Annotated in this window: 22 protein-coding genes, 1 pseudogene and 1 riboswitch; of the genes and pseudogenes, 15 read left to right on the plus strand and 8 right to left on the minus strand. The window is 40.1% G+C overall.

The genetic code is table 11. The annotated features are described in order from the left end of the window. Positions 1-29: 29 nt before the first annotated feature. The 7 genes and pseudogenes from OP489_RS05680 to OP489_RS05710 all read left to right on the plus strand — a co-directional run bounded on the left by OP489_RS05680 (position 30) and on the right by OP489_RS05710 (position 5,099). Complete coding sequence (locus OP489_RS05680) at positions 30-614, plus strand: sigma-70 family RNA polymerase sigma factor (RefSeq protein ID WP_266163355.1); 585 nt, start codon at positions 30-32, stop codon at positions 612-614. Between the two features lie 116 nt (positions 615-730). Then, positions 731-1,012, plus strand: coding sequence for a zinc-ribbon domain containing protein (locus OP489_RS05685; protein ID WP_180340808.1), 282 nt, complete (start codon positions 731-733; stop codon positions 1,010-1,012). 134 nt (positions 1,013-1,146) lie between these two features. After that, positions 1,147-1,346: pseudogene (locus OP489_RS05690) on the plus strand (DUF1858 domain-containing protein). Between the two features lie 80 nt (positions 1,347-1,426). Then, positions 1,427-2,116 (plus strand): class I SAM-dependent methyltransferase, encoded by a 690-nt coding sequence (locus OP489_RS05695; RefSeq protein ID WP_266163356.1) that lies wholly within the window; start codon positions 1,427-1,429, stop codon positions 2,114-2,116. A gap of 12 nt (positions 2,117-2,128) precedes the next feature. Continuing rightward, positions 2,129-2,899 (plus strand): Nif3-like dinuclear metal center hexameric protein, encoded by a 771-nt coding sequence (locus OP489_RS05700; RefSeq protein ID WP_266163357.1) that lies wholly within the window; start codon positions 2,129-2,131, stop codon positions 2,897-2,899. Between the two features lie 16 nt (positions 2,900-2,915). Next, complete coding sequence (locus tag OP489_RS05705) at positions 2,916-4,676, plus strand: Rqc2 family fibronectin-binding protein (RefSeq protein ID WP_266163358.1); 1,761 nt, start codon at positions 2,916-2,918, stop codon at positions 4,674-4,676. 21 nt (positions 4,677-4,697) lie between these two features. Further along, positions 4,698-5,099: a hypothetical protein gene (locus tag OP489_RS05710; protein ID WP_266163359.1), complete on the plus strand. Its 402-nt coding sequence runs from the start codon at positions 4,698-4,700 to the stop codon at positions 5,097-5,099. 61 nt (positions 5,100-5,160) lie between these two features. Here OP489_RS05710 and OP489_RS05715 read toward each other — a convergent pair whose 3' ends face one another. Genes OP489_RS05715 through asd form a run of 4 tightly spaced genes read right to left on the minus strand, consistent with a single transcriptional unit; the run spans position 5,161 to position 8,440 of the window. Beyond that, positions 5,161-5,625 (minus strand): ACT domain-containing protein, encoded by a 465-nt coding sequence (locus OP489_RS05715; protein WP_266163360.1) that lies wholly within the window; start codon positions 5,623-5,625, stop codon positions 5,161-5,163. Next, on the minus strand, positions 5,625-6,389 hold the full coding sequence (gene dapB, locus OP489_RS05720) for a 4-hydroxy-tetrahydrodipicolinate reductase (RefSeq protein ID WP_266163361.1): 765 nt from the start codon (positions 6,387-6,389) through the stop codon (positions 5,625-5,627). Before dapB ends, OP489_RS05715 begins: the two co-directional genes overlap by 1 nt. Before the next feature lie 32 nt (positions 6,390-6,421). Then, positions 6,422-7,309, minus strand: a complete 888-nt coding sequence (gene dapA, locus OP489_RS05725; RefSeq protein ID WP_266163362.1) for a 4-hydroxy-tetrahydrodipicolinate synthase — start codon at positions 7,307-7,309, stop codon at positions 6,422-6,424. A gap of 51 nt (positions 7,310-7,360) precedes the next feature. Beyond that, positions 7,361-8,440 carry an aspartate-semialdehyde dehydrogenase gene (gene asd, locus OP489_RS05730; protein ID WP_266163363.1) on the minus strand — a complete coding sequence of 360 codons (1,080 nt, stop codon included), beginning with the start codon at positions 8,438-8,440 and terminating at the stop codon, positions 7,361-7,363. Positions 8,441-8,579: 139 nt separating this feature from the next. Further along, a riboswitch (Lysine riboswitch) is annotated at positions 8,580-8,759 on the minus strand. Between the two features lie 117 nt (positions 8,760-8,876). Here asd and queA point away from each other — a divergent pair. The 8 genes from queA to OP489_RS05770 all read left to right on the plus strand — a co-directional run bounded on the left by queA (position 8,877) and on the right by OP489_RS05770 (position 15,574). Further along, complete coding sequence (queA, locus tag OP489_RS05735; RefSeq protein WP_266163364.1) at positions 8,877-9,923, plus strand: tRNA preQ1(34) S-adenosylmethionine ribosyltransferase-isomerase QueA; 1,047 nt, start codon at positions 8,877-8,879, stop codon at positions 9,921-9,923. Positions 9,924-9,943: 20 nt separating this feature from the next. Further along, positions 9,944-11,074, plus strand: a complete 1,131-nt coding sequence (gene tgt / locus OP489_RS05740) for a tRNA guanosine(34) transglycosylase Tgt (protein WP_266163365.1) — start codon at positions 9,944-9,946, stop codon at positions 11,072-11,074. Positions 11,075-11,151: 77 nt separating this feature from the next. Continuing rightward, positions 11,152-11,487 (plus strand): preprotein translocase subunit YajC, encoded by a 336-nt coding sequence (gene yajC / locus OP489_RS05745; RefSeq protein WP_180340797.1) that lies wholly within the window; start codon positions 11,152-11,154, stop codon positions 11,485-11,487. Positions 11,488-11,550: 63 nt separating this feature from the next. Then, positions 11,551-11,973, plus strand: a complete 423-nt coding sequence (locus OP489_RS05750; protein WP_266163366.1) for a TIGR04086 family membrane protein — start codon at positions 11,551-11,553, stop codon at positions 11,971-11,973. A gap of 66 nt (positions 11,974-12,039) precedes the next feature. Next, entirely contained in the window at positions 12,040-12,186 is a 147-nt protein-coding gene (scfA, locus tag OP489_RS05755) for a six-cysteine ranthipeptide SCIFF (protein ID WP_180340795.1), read from the plus strand. Between the two features lie 79 nt (positions 12,187-12,265). Beyond that, on the plus strand, positions 12,266-13,642 hold the full coding sequence (gene scfB / locus OP489_RS05760) for a thioether cross-link-forming SCIFF peptide maturase (protein ID WP_266163369.1): 1,377 nt from the start codon (positions 12,266-12,268) through the stop codon (positions 13,640-13,642). A 361-nt stretch (positions 13,643-14,003) separates the two neighbouring features. Then, positions 14,004-14,639 carry a stage II sporulation protein M gene (locus tag OP489_RS05765; RefSeq protein ID WP_266163370.1) on the plus strand — a complete coding sequence of 212 codons (636 nt, stop codon included), beginning with the start codon at positions 14,004-14,006 and terminating at the stop codon, positions 14,637-14,639. 44 nt (positions 14,640-14,683) lie between these two features. Continuing rightward, positions 14,684-15,574: a tyrosine recombinase gene (locus OP489_RS05770; RefSeq protein WP_266163371.1), complete on the plus strand. Its 891-nt coding sequence runs from the start codon at positions 14,684-14,686 to the stop codon at positions 15,572-15,574. Between the two features lie 81 nt (positions 15,575-15,655). Here OP489_RS05770 and OP489_RS05775 read toward each other — a convergent pair whose 3' ends face one another. The 4 genes from OP489_RS05775 to OP489_RS05790 all read right to left on the minus strand — a co-directional run bounded on the left by OP489_RS05775 (position 15,656) and on the right by OP489_RS05790 (position 20,649). Continuing rightward, positions 15,656-16,651 (minus strand): tyrosine recombinase XerC, encoded by a 996-nt coding sequence (locus tag OP489_RS05775; protein WP_266163372.1) that lies wholly within the window; start codon positions 16,649-16,651, stop codon positions 15,656-15,658. A gap of 317 nt (positions 16,652-16,968) precedes the next feature. Further along, on the minus strand, positions 16,969-18,345 hold the full coding sequence (gene radA / locus OP489_RS05780; RefSeq protein ID WP_266163373.1) for a DNA repair protein RadA: 1,377 nt from the start codon (positions 18,343-18,345) through the stop codon (positions 16,969-16,971). Positions 18,346-18,414: 69 nt separating this feature from the next. Continuing rightward, the gene (locus tag OP489_RS05785; RefSeq protein WP_266163374.1) at positions 18,415-19,155 is read right to left on the minus strand and encodes an N-acetylmuramoyl-L-alanine amidase; all 741 of its coding nucleotides are present in this window, start codon (positions 19,153-19,155) and stop codon (positions 18,415-18,417) included. Positions 19,156-19,257: 102 nt separating this feature from the next. Beyond that, entirely contained in the window at positions 19,258-20,649 is a 1,392-nt protein-coding gene (locus tag OP489_RS05790; RefSeq protein ID WP_266163375.1) for an MATE family efflux transporter, read from the minus strand. Positions 20,650-20,658: the final 9 nt, after the last annotated feature.

The raw sequence follows: 20,658 nt of genomic DNA on the forward strand, positions 1-20,658 counted from the left end.
TTCAATTGGATGTTCATGAGGTGTAAAGCGTGAAAACGAGTGTGAAAACGCCGGAAAAGGGGCTTTCTGATATTGAGTTGTCAGCTTTAATAAAAGCCGGGAATCCAGATGCGTTTTCAGAACTTGCAGAGCGCTATTTATCCTTGGTGAGGATCAAGGTCCTGCCTTATCGTTGTGCAATGTTAGATGGGGACGATCTTTGTCAGGAAGGTTTAATGGGACTTTATTCTGCCGCTTGTAGTTTTCAACCGGAAGGAACAGCCTCTTTTCGAACATATGCGGCGGTTTGTATCGAAAATCGTATTTTATCTGCTTATCGCAAAGCAACAAATGATAAAAATCGTTTATTGAATGTTTCGGTTCCGCTTTTTGAGAAAGAAGGGCTTTTTTCTCCTGAAGAAGAAAATCCGGAAGCACGAATTATGGCAATGGAAGGATTCGAACTTCTCAAGCATAAAATTGAAAAAAACTTATCTAAAATGGAACAAAAAGTGCTAAGGTCATATCTTAATGGGAACAGCTATTCTGAAATTGCAGTGCAGTTAAAGATTACTGCAAAAGCGGCTGATAATGCTCTGCAGCGTGCCCGCCTTAAGCTTAGACAAACATTTTAGTGATAGCTTTCTTTTTATATGCCCTAGTAGCTTAAGTTAGAGCGTTGTTAATCAAAGGCGACGGTGTGAACCCGTCTAGGGGCAAAATCTTATCATCCAAAGCGAGGTAAAATCAAATGTACGAAGACAAGACTCTCATCTGCAAGGAATGTGGCGCTGAATTCGTTTTCACCGCCGGTGAACAGGAGTTCTATGCTTCCAAGGGATTCGTAAATGAGCCCCAGCGTTGCAAGGCCTGCCGTGATGCCCGCAAGAATGCCGCTAGACCGGCACGTGAGATGTATACCGCAATTTGCGCAAACTGCGGTAAAGAAGCAAAAGTGCCCTTTAAACCGCGTGAAGACCGTCCTGTATATTGCAGTGAGTGCTTTGCAAAGATGAAGGAGCAGCAGGGTTAAGTTGATTCTTTAATCTAACCATCATCCAAATGGTGTCTCAGACAAAACCTGAGGCACCATTTTGTATTGCAAAAGAAATTTTGGAGTATTATAATAAAAGAAAAAGAAATCGAAAAAGTGTGGAGGAATCTCTTATGAAGATTACCAAAGATACCATTATTGGAGATATTATTGATATAGACCCATCAACGACTCCTTATTTTTTAGAAATGGGAATGCATTGTCTTGGATGCCCTGCTTCTAGAGGAGAAACTCTTGAAGAAGCGCCTGTATGGTACATGGCATCAATCCGGACGAACTGATTGAAAAATTGAACCAACATCTTTCTAAATGAAATCTTTCAGATAATTGCCTAACGCCGTCCGACAGATTGTTTTGCCGGACGGCATCTGATTATAAGGAGCGAAAATACAAATGGGATGTCCTTTTCCTAAGCTTGGAGAACGTTTGCAGCTTTGCGCCTCTTTTGTTCGTTCTGGGGTTAGACTATGTGATGTTGGAACAGATCATGGTTATCTGCCGATTTTTTTAGCAAAACAGGGAAAAATTCTTTATGCGGTTGCTTCAGATATTCGTTCAGGCCCCCTTCAAAATGCCCAAGAGAATCTTTCACGCTATCATGTTTCTGATCTTGTGGAGACTAGAATCTCTGACGGGATTTTGAAAATTGGAGAAGATGAGGCAGATGATTTTGTGATAGCCGGCATGGGCGGCGAACTGATCATGAAAATTCTATCACAGAAATCATGGGTTAAAAATCCTCAGAAGCATTGGATCTTACAGCCAATGTCAAAAGCTTTTGAACTGAGAGCGTTCTTATTTGAAAATGGATTTTTTACGCAGCAAGAAAAAGCTGTCATTGATGATAAAAAAGTCTATTCTGTTATGCTGGTTTCCTATGCACCGGAGAAAATCAGCCGTCATCCAGGAGATTTATATATTGGGCAAATTTGTGCGGATTCCGAAGCCGGAAAAGCTTACTATCAAAAGGAACTGGAAGATTTGGCGAAGCGCCGCAATGGAGCAATGATTTCTCATAAGAAAGCAGACGAAGAAAGATATGCTGCCGAAATTTTGGCGATTCAAAAGTTGGAAAATCTTTAAAAGGAGAGGATTATGATGACGAAAGCACTTGATGTTTATCAATATATTGACAGTTTTGCTCCCTTTAGTGGGGCAATGGATTTTGATAATCCGGGGCTTCTTGTCGGAGATGGTTCCGAAGAAGTCTCTACTGCAATTTTGGCTTTGGATATTACTCCGAGCGTAATAGAAGAAGCAAAGCAAAAAGGTGCCCAACTGATCATAAGTCATCATCCGGTTATTTTTACGCCCCTCAAAAAGCTAATTCCAGGGACAGCTCCTTATGAATTGGTTCGTAACGGAATTGCTGCTATTTGTGCGCATACCAATCTGGATATGGCGCATGGCGGAGTCAATGATTGTCTTGCCGATCGTCTCGAACTGACCAACATCAGAACATTAAAAGAATATGCACCGGGATTCCGAGAGGCATTGATGGGGGATTTAAAAACACCAATGGCTCCTTTTGAGTTTGCAAAATTTGTAAAAGAATCATTACATGCCGACGGTCTTCGCTATACAAAAGGAGATAAACCAGTTCATACAGTTGGCCTTTGCAGCGGCGGCGGAATCGACCTACTCGAAACTGCTATGCAAATGGGATGTGATGCTTTTGTAACGGGAGAAAGTAAGCACAATTTTCTGGTGGAAGCTGATTCTTATCATTATACGTTGGTCGATGCCGGGCATTTCTTTACAGAAGATGTTGTCATCGAACCTCTCCGTGAAAAACTAGAAACCCGTTTCCCAGAAGTCTGTTGGATAAAATCGGTCGTTATGAAAAGTCCGGCTTTTTATATTTAAGGGGGAAGTTTAACGCATGGCCTTAGATGGCGCATTTTTACATCATTTAAAACATGAAATTGAAGAAACGGCATTGGGAGCAAGAGTCGATAAACTTTATCAGCCCAATCGGAATGAAATCGTTTTGATCCTGCGCTCCAGAGAAGGAATCTGGAAATTGCTGCTTTCTACCAGAGCAAACAGTGCAAGAATTCATTTTATCTCTTCCATTCCAGAAAATCCAAAGGTTCCGCCGATGCTTTGTATGCTCCTGCGAAAGAGACTTGTTGGAGCAAAACTAGTTGGAATCCGTCAGCCGGGGCTAGAACGCGTTCTGCTGCTCGATTTTGATGCGATTGATGAATTAGGAGACCCTGTCTGTTTAACGCTTGCTGCGGAAATTATGGGCCGTTACAGCAACTTGATTTTAATTGATGAGAATGGAAAAGTAATCGATGCTTTAAAGCGGGTAAACGCAGAGATGAGTTCTGAACGTTTAATATTGCCGGGAATTACCTATCAGCTGCCGCCACCGCAGGCAAAGCTTTGTCTTTTGGATTTTTCGCCAGAAGAAATCATTCAAAAAATGGAATCCCTGCCCGCCGATATGGAACTTTCAAAAGCCCTTTTGAAAAGTATACAAGGGCTTTCTCCAATCGTATGCAGAGAACTGCAATTTCAAATCGGCAGGGGACAGGAGCTTTTTAATCACACCCTTTCTAGCGAGATGAAAGAACGTACAGCTTTCTTTTTGGGACAACTAAAAGAAACCGTACTCCATTGTTCTGGAATTCCATATATGATATCCAACAATGAAAAACCGTTCGATTTTTCCTTTTTGCCAATTCATCAATATGGAACACAAGCGGTACTCAATCAAAAAGAAAATTTTTCTGTATTGTTGGATGATTTTTATGGAGAAAGAGATCGCGTAGAGCGAATGCGGATAAAAAGTCGTGGTTTGCTCCATATTCTCTCCACTTCCTCAGATCGGTTAAGCAGAAAGATCAATACACAGCAGGGAGAACTGGAACAATGTGCAAAACGCGATGAGTTGAGACTTTGCGGAGATTTGTTGAGCGCAAATTTGTATCGGATTGAGAAGGGAGCTTCTTCCGTTGAGATTGAAAACTTTTATGAAGAAGCAATGCCAATTAAAACGATCTCTCTGGATCCAGCCTTAACGGCCAATCAAAATGTGCAGAAATATTATAAAGAATATCGAAAAGCACATACGGCAGAACAGATGTTAACTGTCCAGATTCATGAAGCAGAAAAAGAACTTCGTTATCTTGATACCGTTTTTGATGAGCTATCACGAGCAGAATTGGAACGGGATCTTAATGAAATTCGTGCAGAGTTGATGGAACAGGGATATATCAGAATTCCAAAAGGGACAAAACAAAAGCAACCGAAAGAATCGATTCCGTGGAAATTTATGACCAGCGACGGACATTCTGTTTTGGTGGGGCGAAATAACCATCAAAATGATTTGCTTACTTTAAAAAAAGCTCATAAAAATGATTTATGGTTTCATACACAGAAAGTTCCAGGCTCTCATGTGATTTTGGAGACTTCTGGGGAAGCCCCTTCCGAAACAGCCATTTTGGAATGTGCTTCTTTGGCAGCTTTTTACAGTCACGCGAAAGACTCTGCTCAAGTCCCTGTAGATTATACGCTGGTACGCTATGTCAGTAAACCGCAAGGAGCAAAGCCTGGTATGGTCATTTACAGAGAGCAGAAGACAATTTACTGTACTCCTGATCCAGAGATTGTAAAACGACTGAAGAAATCTTAAATTCTTTGAGAAAGGATTTTTATGATGGATGATAAACAAAGAGAAAGTGATTTGGCCAGAGCTCATCAGCTGCGTGATGAAGTGATGCAGGGCCTTCATGCAGGAGAACCCGCGGAACGCCTGCTTCTGAAAGCAATCGAGAGTATGGCACTGACTGAAAATGATACTGTTTCTTTTGCAGAAGCAAAACAAACTATGATCGCAGTTTATGGGGATGCTTTAGCGCAAAAAGTTCCCCTGGAGATTGAATTGGAAGAGTTCCAAAAGCGCAGAGAACGAATTAAAGAGTCATATGAGCGCTTTCAAAATACAGAGGAACCGGATACTCTTGAGCGAATGTTGAATGCAATTCGTACCCATGATCATCGAATTGAGTATTTAAAAGCACGTTTAGCAGACCATTCGCAGGAACAGGAAGAATAAGATAAAAAAACAGCTTTTCATTAAAAATGAAAAGCTGTTTTTGCTTATAGATTATAAAGATTTAATTCTTTTGAACAGCACTTTGAATTGCTTTCAGCGTATCATTATAATCTGCCTCTGTTACAAGAACCGAAATATCTACATCGGAAGTCGTAACGATTCGAAAATCGGTGTTAATAGAAGAAAACGCTGCAAAGATTTTTGCAGCCATGCCCGGAGTATTTACCATATTTTCGTCGTAAATATTAATCTTGCAGTTGTTGCTGCTGATAATAGGTTTAATTTGTGCTTTCTCTCGTAAAGCAGAAGTGAATTTTAAAATTTTTCCGAGATCTTCATCCATGATGGTAAAGGAAATTGCAGTAGATCCCCCTTGATTTGGCGAAAAAGAAATCATATCTACATTTACGCCTAAATCTGCGATCTTTTCAAAAACCTTTGCAATAAAATCAGGGTCAACTGGACAGTTAAGCAAAGTCACAAGAGTAATCTCACTAATAGTGGAGATTGATTCATTTTCACGCATTAAAATTGCCCCCCTTCTTTTAAAAGATCAGACATCTGATAAAATCCGGCTGGTTTTCCCGCAAGGAAGCAAGCAGCGTTAATTGCACCGATTGCAAAAATCTCTCTCGATTGAGCGGAGTGGGTCAATGTAATTACTTCGTGATGGCCGGCAAACATTACTTCATGTTCTCCAATAATGGTTCCACCTCGAATAGATGAAATGCCGATCTCACTTTTCTCACGTTTCTTTCTCTGAGAGTGGCGATCAAAAACATAATGAGTTTCATCCCGAACAGAAGAAATACCATCAGCAATCATTAATGCTGTTCCGCTAGGAGCATCTAATTTTTGGTTGTGATGTTTTTCGATGATTTCGACATCAAAATCAGTCCCGAGAATTTTTGCAGCTTTTTTTGCAAGCTCGATCAGCAGATTGATTCCAATCGACATGTTTCCAGACCGAAAAATAGGAATTTCCTCAGAAGCTTTTTTGATTTCTTTTTCCTGTTCCTCACTGTATCCGGTTGTGCAGAAAACGACCGGAATCTTTTGGGCTTTTGCATAGGTTAGTAGGGAAGAGAGTGCTGCAGGATTAGAAAAGTCAATGATAACATCCACTTTTTCCGCTACGTTAATTGGATTCGAATAAACTGGAAATTTGCAGGGGGCAGAAGTTAAATCAATCCCTGCGACTACTTGAGCATTTTTTCGATTTTCCAATTCCTGAGCAACTACTTTTCCCATGTGACCATTACATCCACTGATCAGAATTTTCGTTCCCATGATTTTTTTACACATCCTGTTTCATGAATTTTTCAGAGAAGAGAAAGACTTTTTAAAGCATTTTTTAAAAGTTCTTTTTTGGATTCATCCATTTCTGTCAGTGGTAGCCGACAAGGACCGCAATTCATACCCATCATTTTCAGAGCTTCTTTTACAGGAATTGGATTCACATCTGTAAAAAGTGCATTCATAAGTTCCAAATATTTTACTTGAAGTTCATTTGCCTTTTTTAGATCTCCCAACAACATTGCTGCACATAGATCGTGCATCTCTTGCGGCATGCAATTTGCAAAGACTGAAATAACACCTTTGGCGCCAAGAGCCATCATTGGCAGAGCTTGGTCATCGTTGCCGGAATACACATTTAATTCATCTTGACAGAGTGCAATGGTTTCAGAAACAGCAGAAATATTTCCGTTTGCTTCTTTTACACCATTGATCATTGGTAAATAGCTGAGCGCTTTATAGGTAGACGGTAAAACGTTTAACCCTGTACGTGACGGGACATTATAAATAATAATTGGAATTTGAACTCGTTGGGCCAAAAAAGTATAATGTGCAATTAGACCTTTTTGTGAAGTCTTGTTGTAAAACGGAGTGACTAGAAGAAGTCCATCTACGCCGAGAGCTTCCGCTGTTTTGCAAAGCTCCAACGTTTTTTCCGTAGAATTGCTGCCCGCTCCGGCAATTACAGGGATTTCCCCCCCAATTTTGTGAACGGTCAGATCAATGATCTTTGAATATTCTTCAGAAGTCAATGTTGGAGATTCACCGCTGGTGGCACAAGTAACAATTGCATCTGTGTGATTTCGCAGGTGAAAGTCCAGAAGCTGCTCGAGCTGCCCATAATTTACAGAACCATCTTCATGAAAAGGGGTAACAAGGGCGACAGCAGACCCGGTAAACAAAGGCTGCTTCATAATTCAATTAATTCCTCCAATAAAAGTGGCATTCGAAATTTCTTCGAACACTTAGTCGAGATAGCCTTTTGCGGCCAAAAGTTCTGCCATTAAAACTGCGCCTCCGGCTGCTCCGCGAAGCGTATTATGGCTGAAGCATACGAATTTAATGGTATATTGCGTATCCGGACGAAGACGTCCGATAGAAACAGCCATACCATTTTCCAGATTACGCTCCAGACGAGGCTGAGGACGATCTGGTTCACGGAAATAGTGAAGGAACTGCTTTGGAGCACTTGGCAGATTTAGCTCCTGCGGAGCTCCCTTATAGCTTTCCCAACGCTCAATGATTTCTTCTAGAGAAGCTTTTTTCTCAAAGCTGGCAAAAACAGCTGCCATATGACCATCCGATACCGGAACACGCAGACACTGACTGGTAACGCTGGGAGAAGTTGCTTCTACAATTTTTCCGTTCTCCACATGACCCCAGATCTTCATAGGCTCCTGTTCGCTCTTTTCTTCCTCACCACCAATGTATGGAATCACATTATCAATAATTTCCGGGAAAGTCTTAAATGTTTTTCCGGCGCCTGAAATTGCCTGATAAGTGCAGGCCAGGACCTTAGTAACATTTAAATCCATCAACGGATGAATTGCAGGAACATAGCTTTGCAGGGAACAATTTGACTTTACACTGATAAATCCACGCTTTGTTCCAAGGCGTTTGCGCTGTGCGTCAATTACCTGTGCGTGATCAGCATTGATTTCTGGAATGATCATCGGAACATCAGGAGTATGGCGATTCGCACTGTTGTTGCTCATAACAGGGCATTCGTGTTTGGCATAAAGCTCCTCGAGCACTTTTGTATCTTCTTTTTTCATATTTACAGCGCAGAAAACAAAATCCACAAGAGCCGTTACTTTATCAACATCTTTTTCTGCGTCAAACACAATCATTTTTTTCATGCTTTCCGGCATCGGGGAAGAGAGAAGCCAACGGCCTGCAACGGCTTCTTCGTAGGTCTTTCCTGCGGAGCGGGCACTTGCTGCAAGAGCAGTTACGTGAAACCATGGGTGGTTTTCCAAAAGCGTTGCAAAACGCTGCCCAACCATCCCGGTAGCGCCTATGATACCTACTTTGTACTGTTTCATAATGGACCGAAACCTCCTAAATTTTAATGATAGAGAATTCTTTTTTATTCTTTTTATTAGCAAAACAAAATAAAAAAAGCCGGACAAAGCCGGTCATCATTTTAGTCTCTGATACTGAACGAATTCGAGATATCTTCCCGAATCCGATAGCACTCCATCACAATGATGACAGTTGAGTTGCTTTCGCAAACGACACAACCAGAAAGCTTGTTTTGCCGCAAACAATTTTCTTCGGCAAACGACCCTTTTTGAAAGCCTCTTCGGAAATTCGGCAGTCCTACTCTTTCATACTCATGCAGTTTGCGCCTCTATCAAGTATTTATTTTACCATGGCTTGATATTGATTGTCAATTTATTTATAATGATAAAAGATTATGACATTTCACAAATTTTAAAAAGAAATTTTGGGAGTTGTCGGTAAGGAGATTAAATAAATATGCCACTTGATTTAAAAGACTTAAAAACAAAGGATTTTGCTTATGATCTGCCCAAGGAATTGATTGCACAAACGCCGATTGAACCTCGGGATGCGTCCAGATTAATGGTGCTTGATAAAGAGACGGGAAAGATCGAGCATGCACATTTTCATGATATTGTTAACTTCCTTCATCCCGGAGACTGTTTGGTCCTAAATGATTCTAGAGTTCTTCCAGCGAGAATCTATGGAATTAAGGAAGATACTGGTGCAAGGGTAGAGTTCCTTCTTCTGCGCAATCGTGGAAATGATATTTGGGAGGTCCTCTGCGGTCCCGGAAAACGAGCAAAGCCAGGCTCGAAGTTTACATTTGGGGACAACCTTTTAAAGGCGGAAGTCCTCGAAATTATCGAAGACGGTAATCGCCTCGTGAAATTTAGTTACGATGGAAGTTTCTTTAGCATTCTAGATCAGATTGGACAAATGCCTCTTCCGCCTTATATCAAAAAGAAATTGGAAAATAAGGAACGCTATCAGACTGTTTATTCCAGAGAAGTCGGTTCTGCAGCGGCGCCTACAGCCGGACTCCATTTTACAAAGGAACTTTTGCAGAAGGTTCGTGATATGGGAGTTAAGGTGGAATTTGTTACGCTGCATGTTGGATTAGGAACTTTTCGTCCGGTCACAGCAGAACATATCACAGACCATCAGATGCACTCTGAACATTATGAGCTTCCTAAAGAGACTGCTGATGCGATCAATGAGACAAAGAAAAATGGCGGACGTGTGATTGCAGTTGGGACTACCAGCTGCCGCACTTTGGAATCAGTTGCTACAAAAGAGGGATGTATTAAGGAAAGCGAAGGCTGGACTGATATTTTCATTTATCCAGGTTACCAATTTAAAGCTCTGGATGGATTGATTACCAATTTTCATCTGCCGGAAAGCACGTTGATTATGCTCGTTTCTGCTTTAGCCGGGTACGACCACATCATGAATGCATATAAAGTAGCGGTAGAGGAAAAATATCGTTTCTTCTCTTTTGGAGACGCGATGTTTATTCACTAAAAAATAAAAAGGAAAACGATATGTATCAGCTTTTAAAACAGGAGGGTGCCGCACGGCGTGGACAATTTACTACTGTGCATGGAACTGTACAGACACCTGCTTTTATGAATGTTGCGACAGACGGTGCGATCAAAGGAGCCGTTTCTGCGCTCGATTTAAAAGAACTTCATTGTCAAGTACAGCTTTGCAATACTTATCATCTGCATTTGCGCCCAGGAGATGATAAAGTTAAAAAACTCGGCGGACTTCATAAATTTACTCAGTGGGATGGTCCAATTTTAACAGACAGCGGTGGATTCCAGGTTTTTTCTTTAGCGAAGCTCCGCAATATTCAAGAGGAAGGCGTAACATTTGCGTCCCATATTGACGGACATAAAATTTTTATGGGACCCGAAGAAAGCATGCAGATTCAATCCCATCTCGGGAGTACAATTGCGATGGCATTTGATGAATGTATGAAAAATCCGGCAGAATATGATTATGCCAAAAGATCGACAGAGCGTACAACTCGCTGGTTGATTCGTTGCAAAGCGGAAATGGAACGGCTTAATTCTCTTCCAGATACGATCAATCCGCAGCAGATGCTCTGGGGAATCAATCAGGGAGCAACTTACAAAGATTTGAGAATTGAGCATATGAAGGCAATTCGGGAACTCGATCTGCCGGGGTATGCAATTGGTGGATTGGCTGTCGGAGAAAGTGCCGACGTTATGTATGATATTATTGAAACAGTAGAACCCTATATGCCGAAAGATCGTCCACGTTATCTAATGGGGGTGGGGACACCGGCTAATATCCTAGAATCTATTCGGCGCGGTGTTGATATTTTTGACTGCGTGATGCCTACCAGAAATGCACGGCATGGCCATGCATTTACAATGCAGGGAATTCGAAATCTGATGAATGCAAAGTATGAGCTGGACACACTGCCGATAGAAGAAGGCTGTGAGTGTCCTACCTGTCGTCACTTTACGAGAGCTTATGTGCACCATCTGATGAAGGCTGGAGAGATGTTGGGAATGCGTCTTATGGTTCTTCATAATCTCTATTTCTATAATACACTGATGGAAAAAATTCGTGATGCGTTGGATAAAAATGAATTTGAACAATTTTATTCAAAAGTTTTGCCTTCTATCAGCATTCGAATTTAAAAACATCTTGCAACAAGCAACAATCCTTGTTATAATAATTTCATTGTGTTCCTATATTTTTGGAGGTGTAAAACAGCATGGATAATACTTGGTGGATATGGGTATTTTATGGCCTAATTATTTTCGGTTTCTATTTCTTCCTGATCCGTCCACAAAACAAGAAGAAAAAGCAAGAAGATCAGATGCGCAAAAGTGCTGAGATCGGTGATGATGTTACAACAATCGGCGGCATTGTGGGCAGAGTAGTCGGAGTAAAAGATGATGACGATTCTCTGATCATTGAAACTGGCACAGACCGTGTAAAAATGCGTGTAAAGCGTTGGTCAATCGGCAGTGTGGATACAATTCGCAATGAGCCTGAAAAGAAAGACGATAAAGCAGATAAAAAAGCCAGTAAAAAATCTGATAAATAATTATGAATAGCCCGTACGCTTTCCGCATACGATTGTAACAGATCGAGCGGGAGGCGCTTTTTTATGTCACATAAAAAGAGAGTAGTAGCTTTTTCATCGACTTCACCGGCTTTGACCATTTTCCGTGCAGTTCTGTTTGGTACGATATTCGGAACAATTTTCTGTGCTGTGCTATTGCTGATTTGTGCATGGGCAATTACCAACATCGGACAGATTCCGCAAGACTATCTTCAAATGATCATCTTGGGGGTTTCCGGAGTCAGTGCCTTTTTAGCAGGGCTAGTTGCTGCGAAAGTTGGGAAAAAGCGCGGACTGATTTTAGGTGCTATCTGCGGAGTTGTGCTGTTTTTAATCTGTTTGTTAGCAGGAATGCTTCATAGCCAGGTTGAAAATGCGACAGCTGTTCTTATGCGCCTGATTATTATGAGCTTGGCGGGAGCTTTGGGTGGCTTTGTAATGGCTGGAAAACCTACAAAAATCAAATAGGGACTTTCTTTTAGCCTGAAATTATGGTACAATTAGAAAAAATAAGTCGAAAGGTTGGTATAACATATGAAACAGATTAAAACTTTAAATCAGGCTAATTTAAAAGAAAGTGCTGTTAAAGGCGGATGCGGCGAGTGCCAGGCTTCCTGCCAGTCTGCCTGCAAGGTTTCCTGCACGGTAGCAAACCAGAAATGTGAGAACAAAAACCGGTAATTAACCGCTATTTTAAACAAAGCATTTCAAAGGGACAGATTTCTGTCCCTTAATTTTTGTAATAATGGAGTATCGTTTTATGATCCATAAGTATGCTTTAAATGGCTATAGAATTGTTCTGGACACCAATTCTGGCGCAGTTCATCTTTTTGATGAAGCACCTTTTGCCTTGCTTGATTATTGTGATGATCAGGTACCGGACAAGCTTCCACAGGAAGCAATTGCTGTTTTGCAGCCAAAATTCGGGAAGAATGTTTTAGAGGAAGCCCATCAGGAACTTTTAGAACTGCAGAAAATGGGACAACTTTTTTCTTCCGACGATTATGCGCAGTTTGCAGGGATGATGCGTGGAGCACCAATTAAGTCAATGTGTCTAAATGTGGCGCATGACTGCAATTTGCGCTGTGAATACTGCTTTGCGGCAAAAGGTGATTTTGGTCGTGGGCGTATGTTAATGCCACTGAATGTTGCGAAAAAATCAATCGATTTTTTGATTGCAAATTCAGGAGATCGCTATAACCTCGAACTGGATTTCTTTGGCGGAGAGCCTCTTATGAACTTTGATGTTGTAAAAGAGACTGTTCGTTATGCTCGATCTTTAGAAAAAGAGCATCATAAGAATTTTCGTTTCACGATTACGACAAACGGGATTTTGCTTGATGATGATAAAATTGATTTTATTAATCGTGAAATGTCGAATTGTGTTCTTTCAATCGATGGACGAAAAGAAGTAAATGATCGTCTACGTGTTCGCGCTGATGGAAAAAGCGGATCGTATGATGCAATTGTGCCGAAATTTCAAAAACTGGTTGCCTCCCGTGGAGACAAGGATTATTATGCCCGCGGCACTTTTACAAAATATAATTTAGATTTCACAAAAGATATTTTACATTTAGTAGATCTAGGATTTGATCAGATTTCAGTAGAGCCTGTTGTATCAGATCCAAAACTCGATTATTCAATTAAAGAAGAAGATCTTCCCAGAGTGTTTGAAGAATATGATCGGTTGTCTCAGGAAATCATCAAACGCAGAAAAGAGGGAAGAGGGTTTAACTTCTTCCATTTTATGATTGATTTGAATCAGGGCCCCTGTGCAATCAAACGTCTGCGTGGATGCAGCTGCGGAAACGAATATGTAGCTGTTACACCAGAGGGCGATATTTTCCCTTGTCATCAATTTGTAGGAGACGACAAATGGAAAATGGGAAGTGTTTTGGATGGAACCTATGATCACGCAATGAAGGATCGATTCGCTGCAGCAAATGTATATGCAAAATCAGAATGCATGAAATGTTGGGCAAAATTTTATTGCAGCGGTGGATGCAACGCAAACAACAATCAATACGAGCATGATATTTTGAAAGCACATAAAATTTCTTGTGACCTTGAGCAAAAACGTTTGGAATGTGCAATCATGATTCAGGCAGCAATGGCGGATTTTCATTCAGAATCATAAAATCCATTTTTTAACAAGATATAGTACTAAAAATACACGTGCTGTGCCAGATACGCAGTACGTGTATTTTTATGCAATTTTATACATTTTTTGAATTTCATAATCAAGGTTACATAATTCTAAAATAGGTTACATAATTATTATTACATAAATTAATAGGAAATGCATAAAAATTAAGGAAATGTATGAAAAGGTGTTGAAAAACGCTTTAAAATGGTATATAGTAAGTAAATACAAGGGATTGGAGCTCTCATCAAGTGTTATTTTGGTAAAAAATCCCCACTAGTTTTTAGATAACATATTTCGGAACAATGATTCATATATCTTTTCTGGACAAACAAAGCAGAAAGGATGTATGTGCATGAAAGCCGTTATTTCTTATAATAAAAATCGGATTAATCTCAGCGTGATTTCAGAGGCACTTCATAAGTATCATCGTTTGGCTCTTTGGGCCGTTATCTTACTTGCAGGAGTCATCTGTGGAGCGTTGTTGTCAGTCAAATTAGATGTTTCTCATCTGCAAAAAGTGGAACAGCTTTTTGCTAGCAATTATTCTTCTTTGACAACAGAAACTGCTGGGCAAAAATTTGCGTCATCTATTTCTGCTTCATTCTTATTTGTATTTGCCTGTTTTTTATGCGGGCTTTCCGTTTGGGGAGCTTTTTTTATTCCGATGGTTCCATTTTTCAGAGGGATTGGAATTGGAATTACAGGTGGATATTTGTATTTGATGCGCGGAATGCAGGGCTTTTTATTTTATGGCTTTATTTTGTTGCCAGGTGCTTTTTTCAGTTGCTTGTCCGTCCTTTTTGCTTCTAATTTTTCTTGGAGCTTTTCTAAAAGGATTTCTTCTGCAGGACTATTTGGGAAAGAAGCACCACCGGAGCTTTTAACATACTTTCAGCAATTTGGAATTGTTTTGTTACTATCGATTATCGGCGCAGCACTTGATACAGTATTATCGGTTGGGTTTTCTGGAAAATTTATTTTTACATGAAAATTTGATTTTATGATTTTTAGAGAGAAAGGAGAGTGAAAAGGATGAAGGATTACTGTGCGGAATTTAAAAATTACTTGGTAAAGGTAAAAAAGGTCTCCAATAATACTTTGGATTCTTATCTACGAGATTTACAAAATTATTTGGAGTTTTTAAAAAAGCAGAAAACACTTCCTGCTGATGCTGATTCCGCTACAGTAGATAAGTATGTAAAATACTTAAAAGATTCCAAAAAATCGAATGCTACCATTACTCGTCATATTGCTTCTGCACGTTGCTTTTATCAATTTCTGATGATCAATGGAAGTGTGAGCGAAAATCCGGCGAAAGGGATTAAACTGGACAAACCGGAAAAAAAGCTTCCTCAGATTTTAAGCGGTGAGGAAATCGAATTGCTCTTGTCGCAGCCGAATGCAAAGGAACTAAAGGGCTGCCGCGATAAAGCAATGTTGGAACTGCTTTATGCCACGGGAATCCGTGCCTCAGAATTGGTAGACTTAAATGTGGAAGATATTAATTTGCATACAGGCGTTCTCTGTTGCCATAGCGGGAAAAGTGAGCGTGTCATTCCTGTTTATGCGCAAGCAGTGACAGCCATTTCGGATTATATTTTCCGTGTCCGTAGAATGATTATTTCTCCAGATGGCGGACAGGCACTTTTTACGAATCTAAATGGGCATCGTTTAACACGCCAGGGATTTTGGAAAATCGTAAAAGGGTATGCGGAAACTGCCGGAATTACAAAGGAGATTACGCCATATACGCTCCGTCATTCTTTTGCACTTCATCTACTCGAAAATGGTGCGGAATTGAAAGATATTCAGCAGATGCTTGGTCATGCTGATATTTCTTCCACACAGGTTTATGTTCGTCTTTTAAATGATCATTTTAAAGAAGTTTATAATCATTGTCATCCTCGTGCAAAGCTTGGATAAAGATCGCAGGAAAACGGGGAAGAGAGGCTAAAAAAATCAGAGACGGATTTTCCGTCTCTGATTTTTTTGTATTTTATTCTATTATTTATGATCTGATTTGGGTTTAATATGTGCCAAGGGATTTGACTCTGCAGCCTGTTCCATTTGTTGATCAGACAAATGCGTATAAATTTCTGTAGTTCCAAGATTTTCATGGCCTAAAATATCTTTTAAAACTCGAATATCCACATGACCTTTCTGATACATGAGGGTCGCTGCTGTATGACGAAGCTTATGTACACTATATCCAGGTCCACCTAGATCAATATCTGCCAAATATTTTTTGACTAATGCTTGTACTGTTTTAGGACTAATACGTTTATGCTGCCGGCTAATAAAAAGTGCCGTTCGATCAATCAGATGATCTTTTGGTCGAACCGCAATATAACGATTAATAGCATCCTGGCAGGCTTCATTTAAATAGACAATTCTCTCTTTATTACCTTTACCGATAATCCTTAAAGTTCCGCTGTTATGCCGGACATCCGTAAGATTTAGCCCAACTAGTTCAGAAAGCCGCATTCCACAGTTTAAAAATAGAGTTAAGATACAGTAATCACGTTCCTTATAAGGCCCTTTTACTGCTGACAGCAATTCGATGCTTTGTTCGAGAGACAAATATTTAGGAAGTCTTTTTGGTGTTTTGGGTGTTTCTAATTCTTGAACAGGATTGATTTTGAGCTGATTGGTTTTATTAGTCAGATATTCAAAAAAAGTGTGCAAACTACTAACTTTACGAGAACGTGCTGCAGCATGATTATGCCGCGTGGTTTGTAGATAATGAAAATACTCATAAATTTCTGTTAAATCAACCGTTTTTAGGAGTTCAAGATCAATATCAGAAATTGAAATTTTTTCAAATGAAGTTTCTGATGGAACCAGTCCGCGACTAGATTTTAAATATCTAAAAAAAGTACGAAGATCGAAATAATATTCCTGTACGGTTTTGGGCGACTTTCCTTTGATCGCTTCCAAATAAATTAGAAAGCGTTTTAAGATATCCGGCGCATCAGAATAATCAAAAGCCGTTTGATCCATTTTCCCCCTCCTTAATTATACAAAATATTCATTTTGTATAATTGGATTATAAATTATAAAAAGCAAATCTTAAACGCCGTCGAGCATAATTTTCATTTTTTCATCTTTCCTATGTATATCCTATCTCCAAAATCCTCATACTTTTATAAAATTCGAATATAAAAAATGAGGTGAATTTTATATGCTCGTTCATTGCGATGTAGACTGCACTTATCAAAAAGATGGATATTGTCAGATAGAATGTCCTTATCAGCCAAACGGCTGTGTTCACTGTGTTTATGTGATGAAACGCTCTGACTATGAAAACGGAGACTGTATTAACCACCCAGAGCCCCAATCGCCTGGCGAATATTTTTCACGCCAATAAGTTCAATTCCGCTGTAGCGCCCTTCTAGGTTCTTTAAACAGTTTGCCGGAAGGATACAACGTTTAAATCCCATTCTTGCACATTCGCTGACTCGCTGGTCGGCATGCAGGACCGATCGAATTTCTCCGGCAAGACCGATTTCTCCAAACACGACGGTATCTTCCGGAACCGGCAAATCTTTTAGACTGGAAATCAGAGCAATTGCAACCGCAAGATCACAGGCAGGTTCTTCTAACCGCAGACCACCAACCACATTTAAATAAGCATCCAAATTGGAAAAATAATATCCCCCGCGCTTTTCCAATACCGCTAAAAGTAAATTCATACGATTATAGTCAAACCCGGTAGACATTCGTCTTGGATTTCCAAATCCTGTTGTTGTAACAAGCCCTTGTATTTCTGCTAAAATAGATCTGCTTCCCTCTAAAACGCACGTTACGCAAGTTCCCGATACATGGGTTGGCCGACCGGAAAGCAGCGCCATAGAAGGATTGGAAACCTCTTGTAGTCCATGGTCTCCCATATCAAAAACGCCAATTTCATTAGTGGAACCATAACGATTTTTTACCGCCCGCAGAATCCGATAGCTCATTTGACGGTCGCCCTCAAAATATAATACCGCATCTACAATGTGTTCCAAAACCTTTGGTCCTGCAATTGCACCGTCTTTGTTAACATGCCCTACCAATATAGTGGGGATCTCCAGCTCTTTTGCTGTTCTCATATATAAGTTTGTGCATTCACGAACTTGCGTGATGCTACCTGGAGCAGAATTTAATTCGGAGAGATTCATCGTTTGAATGGAATCAATCATCACAAGGTCCGGTTTCGTTTCGCGAATCTGCTCTGTAATTAATTGAACGTCCGTTTCAGTCAAAATCAAAAGATTTTCCGAATGAACTTGGAGCCTGGAAGCCCGCAATTTAATTTGTCGGCTGGACTCTTCTCCGGATACATACAAAATTCGGAGTGCTTTCCCTAAATGCTCACAGATCTGGAGTAAAATCGTACTCTTACCGATTCCAGGTTCTCCGCTGATTAGGATTAAAGAACCTTTTACAATTCCTCCTCCTAATACACGGTCGAGCTCCCCTACCCCAGTTTGATATCGCGTTTCTATATCGGTGCTGATCTCAGAAAGAAGCTGTGGATGTTGACGGCCTTTCATCGAATATAGCGTAGATTTTGGGGACACATTTCGAACAGGTTCTCTAATTTCTTCGTTCATTGTATTCCACTCGCCGCAGCCGGGACATTTTCCATACCATTTTGCGGATTCATACCCGCATTGGCTGCAGACATAGATACTTTTGGATTTTCCAGACATAATATTCCTCACAAATCAAAATGCTCAAATTTTTAATTGCTTTTAGTTTACTACAAATGATTATTTTCTTCAATCCCCAGAAGAAGTCTGATCAGAAGGACTCGTTAAATAAGCGTTGATGCCCTCAAAAATTGCGCAGGCAATTTTTTCCTGATATTCCGAATCATTTAAAAGTTTTGCTTCTGAATCATTAGAAAGAAAGCCGCATTCTACTAAAACTGCCGGACTTTTCGCGTGCCAAAGAAGATAAATACTGCTGGTGGCCGGCTTTAATTGACGATCATTATCCGGTTGAACAGAATTTACAATGCTTGCCCGAATGGATTCTGCAAGAGTTTTACTTTGTGTATCATTTTTGGAATAAAAGACTTGTGCGCCACTGTATCTGCTTTCGCTAAAATAATTTTGATGAATACTGATAAAAATAGCGCCAGGAGTTCCTTGTAAAATAGCAAGTCGCTGATGGATATCAGAGGTTTTGCGTTCATGTATGGTAGACAACTTAGGATCGCCTAAAGAAACATCGCTGTCTCGAGTCATGATTACCTGATAACCAGAGTCGGATAGTTTTTTTTGCAGCATTTGAGTAATTGCCAGATTCAAATCTTTTTCAGGCAGCTGGGATTTTCCAGTAGCGCCTCCATCTTCCCCACCATGCCCTGCGTCAAGGATAATCGGTGGATTAGGGTCGACTTTTGCCGCTGCAAGTTTGGCTGCTTGATGATAGGAGCAAAAAGTCAACGTTAAAAGCCCTGTACAGCAGAGAGCCAAAGCCAAAATAGTCAATTTATTTTTCCGGGAATGCTTCATTTTTTTCACCGCCCGAAAAAATATATGCGTTAAAAATAGCAATCATACAAAAAGCAGCCTGTTCTTTTGCAAAACAGGCTGCTTAAAAAATATCCATTTAAGTTAAAATTTAGAGAGCATCTTTTTCTTAATTCGGCTATGCAACAGGATACTTGCAATACAAGAGAAAAACTCTGCAATTGGGAAAGCATACCAAATTGACGGCAAAGAATGTGTTAATACAGACAATAAATAGGCAGCCGGAAGTAAAATGCAAAGTTGTCTTAATAAAGAGACTAAAAGGCTGTAAGTTCCCTTCCCTACTGCCTGAAATTCGCCTGAGAACGTGATTCCAATAGCAGCCGGGATAAAGCAGAGGCTGATCGTTCTAAGCGCAGGAACGCCTATTGAAAGCATCACATCGGAAGCATTAAAAATTCCCAGCAACAAATTTGGAATTGTCCAAAACACGACGACGCCGATTATCATAATGACCACAGCAATCATGGTTCCATAGCGAAGGCAGTCTTTCATCCGTCTTTTATTTTGTGCACCAAAATTATATCCTATAATCGGCATGATCCCCTGATTCAATCCAAAAACAGGCATAAAAACAAAAGATTGCAGTTTAAAATAAACACCAAAGAAAGCAACTGCCGTTTCGGTATAGGACATCAGAATTGCATTGATTCCCATGACCATCACAGAACCAATAGACTGCATCACGATTGCAGGCAGTCCAACTTCATAGATGTTTTTAATGATTCTTTTATTTACATGAAAATGGTGAAAAGAAACAGTGATTTCGTGTTCTTTTTTTGTAAGAACGATAAGTGCTACGATCATTGAAAGAATTTGTCCTAAGACAGTAGCAATTGCTGCACCGGCTACACTCATTCTTGGGACTCCAAATAATCCAAAGATAAAAATAGGATCCAAGATAATATTGGTAACAGCGCCAATCAGCTGGAACGTCATTGGGTACAGCATATTTCCGGTTGCCTGTAGAGACTTTTCAATATTGACTTCCACAAAAACTCCAAAGGAAAAGAAGCATACAATTTGCATATACTGTGTGCCCATTTCAATCACTTCTGGTGTACTCGTAAACAATCCGATAAACGGACGTGAAAAAAAGCCAACAATAAAAAAGACAATATAATTTAAAAGGCCTAAAAGAATTCCGTGTGTAGCTGCAGAATTGGCTTCTGAAAAATTTTGTTCGCCGAGGCGCCTTGATACTAGAGAATTAATTCCGACCGCAGTACCAATTCCAAGAGCAATTAGCAGACTTTGAATTGGGAACACCAAAGAAACAGCAGTTAAAGCATCTTCACTGATTTGTGCAACAAAATAACTGTCTACTACGTTATAAAGGGCCTGAATCATCATAGAGAACATTGCTGGCAGTGCCATTGAAATAATCAATGGAAACATTAATTTCGTTCCCATTTTATTTGGTGTTAAGGGTTGTGTTTGTTCGTTTGTTTGATCAATTATTTCGTTTTTTTCCATATAGTTCCT

The sequence above is a fragment of the Caproicibacterium sp. BJN0003 genome, assembly GCF_026314295.1.
Taxonomy (GTDB): domain Bacteria; phylum Bacillota; class Clostridia; order Oscillospirales; family Acutalibacteraceae; genus Caproicibacterium.